Genomic DNA, 4,599 nt, shown 5'->3' on the forward strand with positions numbered 1-4,599 from the left:
GGAACCTGTGCATTCAATCACTACGACTACGAAATCACCATGAAATAGAAAACTTTGAAAAACAAGGGAAAACCCATAACCAGTCTGCTCCCGCACATGCGAGACAGAAACACGCAAGACTAAGGAGCCAAACACTGCAATGAACACCAACGATGCCAACGCAAACGATGCCAACGCAAAAAAAGACAACCAGCACCTTCAAGATATAGAAGAAAAAAAAGGCAACAGTGCGCAACCAGAAGTCATCACCCTCCTTCCCTTCGAACGCCGCCAAGAACGACTCATTACGCTTGCAAGAGCGCAACAAGCAGCCAAGCAAAGCAGCGCCGACACGCCCGTCGCGGATAAGCCCTTCTCACACGAAACTCCCACCCCGCCCTCATTCGCCGCCCGTCCCCTGTGCGACCCATCAACGCGCAGCATGAACGACCTCCTCTCCTTTGGCATCGTCGTCATTGACAAACCTTCCGGACCGAGCAGCCACCAAACCGCATCCTATGTCAAAGACATCCTTCACCTCTCTCGAGTTGGCCACGCAGGCACCCTCGACCCCAAAGTAACCGGCGTCCTCCCCGTCGGACTAGGCAAGGGGACCCGCGCCCTGCACGCCCTGCTCAAAGCAGGAAAAGAATACGTCTGCCTCATGCAACTCCACGGCGAAGTCGGCGACGAGCAACTCGCAGCCGCCGTCAGCGCCTTCACCGGCACCATCACGCAACTCCCCCCCGTCAGGTCAGCGGTGAGACGAAGAGAACGCCAACGAACCATCTACTACCTCGCCCTTCTTGAACGCTCCGGGCCCTTCGTCCTCTTCCGCGTCGGGTGCGAAGCCGGCACGTACATTCGAAAACTCGTCCACGACATCGGCCAGCACATCGGCACCGGCGCCCACATGCGCGAATTAAGACGAACCAAGGCAGGACCGTTCAACGAAACAACGGCATTATGCACCCTCCAAGACCTCAAGGACGCCTTCGTCGCCTGGCAAGAAGAAGGTAATGAAGAACCCTTGCGCGCACTCATCCACCCCGCTGAAACCGCCGTTTCCCACCTCGCCTGCATCGTCGTCAACGATGAAGCCATACAGCGCGTCTCTAACGGTGCAAGCATAGCCGCCAAGCACGTGTACGCATTCTCTAGCGGCCTGCGCGAAGGAGAACTCGTCGCCGTCCTCACCCGAAACGGCGACCTTCTCGCCCTTGCAAGGATGACGCTTGACAGTAGCGCATTGCAACCTGCATCAACGGCCACTCCTTCAGCGAGGGCTGCGCAACCAGAGCACGTCTTCGCGCAACCACGCCGCGCATAACTCCCGCGTCGACCCGCCTTTCTGTACGCCTAGGAAAATCGCTCTTCAAGAAACGCGATGATGTCCCCCGACTCGCCCATCCACACGTCCTCACCGCTGTCCAAGACTGCATGCAGTACCGGAACTGTTGAACACTTGCTCTTTTCAATGACCATCTTCCGCTCCGGGTCATCAGGGCTCCTGGCAACGTTGACAGTCTTGTACGGAATGTTCTTCGCCTCAAGCACCGTGCGAACCCTCGCGCAGAAGGGGCACGAAGGGTATTGATACAAGGTAAGTTCCATGCTTCCCACCTCCTTTTTCATGTTGTTTTTTATGTTGTCCACAACCCGTGCAGGTTGCAATGCTCCCTTGCGCGAAGATTGGTCGTGTCTTCAACGAAGAACACCGCTTTTGGCTCGTCGCCGGGGAAGAGCCGCCGCTCAGCAATCACTTTATCCCCTTGCAAGAGCTGAATCAGCTCAATGTAGTGGTCCTCTTCCATCGGGTGCGGAACACTCCCCACCTTCACTACCACGTTGTTCCCGTCTATCTCAAGTACCGGGACGTGTTTTTCCTTTCCCTCCTGCTCAGCAGTCCGCTCAGGCAGCGCGGTTAACCCTTCCGGTACGCTGCCGCTAGCCGTAACGACCGAAAATACTCCTGCCGAACCCTTTAACACATCTCCTTGTTTCATACGTTTCTACCTCCTTTCAGCTTCGCTTTTTTGCTTGCCTATCTTCACCTTCTTTCCTGTGCTGTTGTATCCACGCAAGAACTTCACGTGCATGCCCGAGTGGTTTCACGTTTTCGAAAACGTGAAGGATGCTCCGGTCGGGACCGAGGACGAACGTCGTCCTTGCAATACCAAAGTACTCACGGCCCATAAACCTTTTTTGACCGAACACGCCGTACTTTTTAGCAACGGAAAAATCAGGGTCTGAGAGCAAGGTGACGGTGATGTTGTGCCTTGCACAAAACTTTTGCTTTGACGACTCGTCCCCGCCACTCACACCAAGAACCCTGGCACCGGCACGCGAAAATGATGCTTTGAGCTTCGAAAACTCCTTTGCTTCAATGGTGCAGCCGGGCGTGTTGTCTTTTGGATAAAAAAATAAGACGACGTACGGCTCCCTGCAATCCTTCAAGGCAATTTTTCTTCCGGACTTGTCCTTCAGCGTGAACGACGGCGCTCTTCTTCTCCTTTGCAACGGTTTTTCTTGTTCCATATCTCGTTCCACACCCCTCCACTTCATCATCGAGTAATCATAGGTATCATAATCCAATTAAAAAAATTAAAAAAAAAAGAAAACACGTAAAATGCGCAATGCCATTTTTTTCTTTTCAGCCTTCTTCTTTTCTGCTCGTTTCTCTTCTCTGCGCGCTTATATCTTCCCTACCAGTTCAATTCCTGGCTTGAGTGTTTTCTCACCCGGCTCCCAATTCATAGGGCACGCCTCGCCGCCGTGCTCTCGCACATACTGCGCCGCCTGCAGCTTTCTCAAAAGCTCCTTCGTGTTCCGCCCAATGCTGTTATCGTGGATCTCATACGCCTTGACTACGCCGTCCGGGTCGATGATGAACGTCGCGCGCAAGCTCAGTCCTTCTTCATCAATGTAGGTTCCATACGCTTTGCAAATCTTCCCTGTCGGGTCAGCAACCATGGGAAACTTCACCTTCGCAATCGTCTTTGAATTATCAAACCACGCTTTGTGCACGAACTCCGTGTCGGTACTGACAGACAATACTTCCGCATTGAGCTTCTTGAGTTCGCCGTAGTGATCGGCCAAGTCCCCTATTTCCGTTGGGCACACAAAGGTGAAGTCTGCCGGGTAGAAGAAGAGTACTACCCACTTGCCCTTGTAGTCGGACAAGTTCACCGTGGTAAAGCTGTCGTTGTGGAATGCCTTTGCCGAAAACTCCGGTGCGTGTTCGTTTATTTTTACTACCATTGTTCTTTCCTCCTGTGCAGAGCGAGACGGCGAAAGCCTCTCCCAGCAACTGCACATCTTTTTTTCCTTTCTTTTTCTTTCTTTTTTCCTTACGTTTTCCCTGCTTATTTTCTTCATCACTATTATTCGTTCTTCACCGTTCAACGTTCTTGAGGACCACCTCGCCAGCCCTTCCCTGCACGACACAACGGCATGCGAGGCGCTCCTCTTTTTTGTGTGTCATTCGGCGTTCGGACGCTTCTTTAGGCGAGAGCAATTCGCCCCCGCTCACTACCTGCACTTTGCACACGCCACACGCGCCCTGGTGGCACCCAAACAGCACTCCCACCTCTTTGGCTGCAGGGATTATCGATGTGCCCTTTGGCGCAAAGGCGGATGCGCCGTTTAAGGTGATGGTCACGCCTTCCTTGCTTCTTGCGTCCCTGGCGCGTGCATGGTCAATCGAGGCGCGCGTGATTGTGTTCTTCTGTTTTGTTTCTGTTTCTTTTCCCATGCTCTTTTGAGATTCCTGGAGATTCCCTGCCTTCTTCATTGCTGCACGGTTCTCCTGCGTTCAGCACCCTCCTGTTCCTCCTCTGTTCCCTTCTGCCCTGTCACTTCACGCTTGACATCACTCTTGCACGAGCATTGCGCGAGCATGAGCGGCACTTCCCACGAAACGTTATTTCAACACAGTCCACCACACCCATCTTGCGTCCTGCACGCACGACTACATCCCCTATGCGCTTCTCGGCCACGTCACTCACGCGTCCGCACACGGTGCACACGAAATGTGCATGCGGAGAGGTCATGCCGTCAAACCGCGCTTCTCTGTCTGTTCTTAGTTCTTTGATTTCTCCTCTTTTTGCGAGCACGTGAAGGTTGCGATACACAGTAGCGAGCGAGACGGAAGGAAGTTTCTTTCTCACAAGAGCGTGTACTTCTTCAGCGGAAGGGTGGTTGTGGCTCATCTTCACTGCTGTAAGAACCGCCCTTCTTTGTTTTGTTTCTCTCGAATCACCCATGGCAGTGTTCCTCTTTCGCGTTTCCCTCAAGGTGTAAACTTAAAGACACGCACATCGACGTTTCTTTAACCCTGCACGCATATTTACTTTAATTACCTTTACTCCAATATACCTTTAACTTAAACCTAACTTAATTAGTAATTTTTATCAATAAGAAACCAGCAACCCTTTTTAACTTTTTTGAAAGCAACATCTGCTAAAGCAGCACAATGCTTTGTAGAACTCAAATTCGCAAATCTTAAAAAGAACACACCGTTCAACAACACCTTGTTCAAAAAAAAATATCTACACGAACATAAACGCGGCGCAGAGAAACAAAAAGAACAACCACCGCAAAAAAAAGAGCACACTAGAA

7 protein-coding genes are annotated in these 4,599 nt (G+C 51.9%); 1 reads left to right on the top strand and 6 read right to left on the bottom strand.

From position 1 onward, the window contains the following. The first annotated feature begins 139 nt into the window (after window positions 1–139). Window positions 140–1,309: an RNA-guided pseudouridylation complex pseudouridine synthase subunit Cbf5 gene (locus D6783_05780; protein ID RME52116.1), complete on the top strand. Its 1,170-nt coding sequence runs from the start codon at window positions 140–142 to the stop codon at window positions 1,307–1,309. Window positions 1,310–1,338: 29 nt separating this feature from the next. On the opposite strand, the gene D6783_05785 is transcribed toward D6783_05780, so the two are convergent. The 6 genes from D6783_05785 to D6783_05810 all read right to left on the bottom strand — a co-directional run bounded on the left by D6783_05785 (window position 1,339) and on the right by D6783_05810 (window position 4,274). Continuing rightward, entirely contained in the window at window positions 1,339–1,635 is a 297-nt protein-coding gene (locus D6783_05785; protein ID RME52117.1) for a glutaredoxin, read from the bottom strand. Then, entirely contained in the window at window positions 1,623–1,985 is a 363-nt protein-coding gene (locus D6783_05790; GenBank protein ID RME52118.1) for a desulfoferrodoxin, read from the bottom strand. The genes D6783_05785 and D6783_05790 overlap by 13 nt, the downstream gene beginning before the upstream one ends. Before the next feature lie 16 nt (window positions 1,986–2,001). Beyond that, entirely contained in the window at window positions 2,002–2,547 is a 546-nt protein-coding gene (locus D6783_05795) for a peroxiredoxin (GenBank protein RME52119.1), read from the bottom strand. A gap of 126 nt (window positions 2,548–2,673) precedes the next feature. After that, window positions 2,674–3,240, bottom strand: a complete 567-nt coding sequence (ahpC, locus tag D6783_05800) for a peroxiredoxin (protein RME52122.1) — start codon at window positions 3,238–3,240, stop codon at window positions 2,674–2,676. 133 nt (window positions 3,241–3,373) lie between these two features. Then, window positions 3,374–3,772 (bottom strand): (2Fe-2S)-binding protein, encoded by a 399-nt coding sequence (locus D6783_05805; GenBank protein RME52120.1) that lies wholly within the window; start codon window positions 3,770–3,772, stop codon window positions 3,374–3,376. Between the two features lie 61 nt (window positions 3,773–3,833). Then, window positions 3,834–4,274, bottom strand: a complete 441-nt coding sequence (locus D6783_05810) for a transcriptional repressor (GenBank protein ID RME52121.1) — start codon at window positions 4,272–4,274, stop codon at window positions 3,834–3,836. Window positions 4,275–4,599: the final 325 nt, after the last annotated feature.

Source organism: Candidatus Woesearchaeota archaeon (genome assembly GCA_003694805.1).
Lineage (GTDB): Archaea > Nanobdellota > Nanobdellia > Woesearchaeales > J110 > J110.

Bases quoted from the DNA above. Each gene is read 5' to 3' on its own strand.
- D6783_05780 (RME52116.1), top strand. From the start codon at position 140: ATGAACACCAACGATGCCAACGCAAACGATGCCAACGCAAAAAAAGAC.
- D6783_05790 (RME52118.1), bottom strand. From the start codon at position 1,985: ATGAAACAAGGAGATGTGTTAAAGGGTTCGGCAGGAGTATTTTCGGTC.
- D6783_05795 (RME52119.1), bottom strand. From the start codon at position 2,547: ATGATGAAGTGGAGGGGTGTGGAACGAGATATGGAACAAGAAAAACCG.
- ahpC (RME52122.1), bottom strand. From the start codon at position 3,240: ATGGTAGTAAAAATAAACGAACACGCACCGGAGTTTTCGGCAAAGGCA.
- D6783_05805 (RME52120.1), bottom strand. From the start codon at position 3,772: ATGAAGAAGGCAGGGAATCTCCAGGAATCTCAAAAGAGCATGGGAAAA.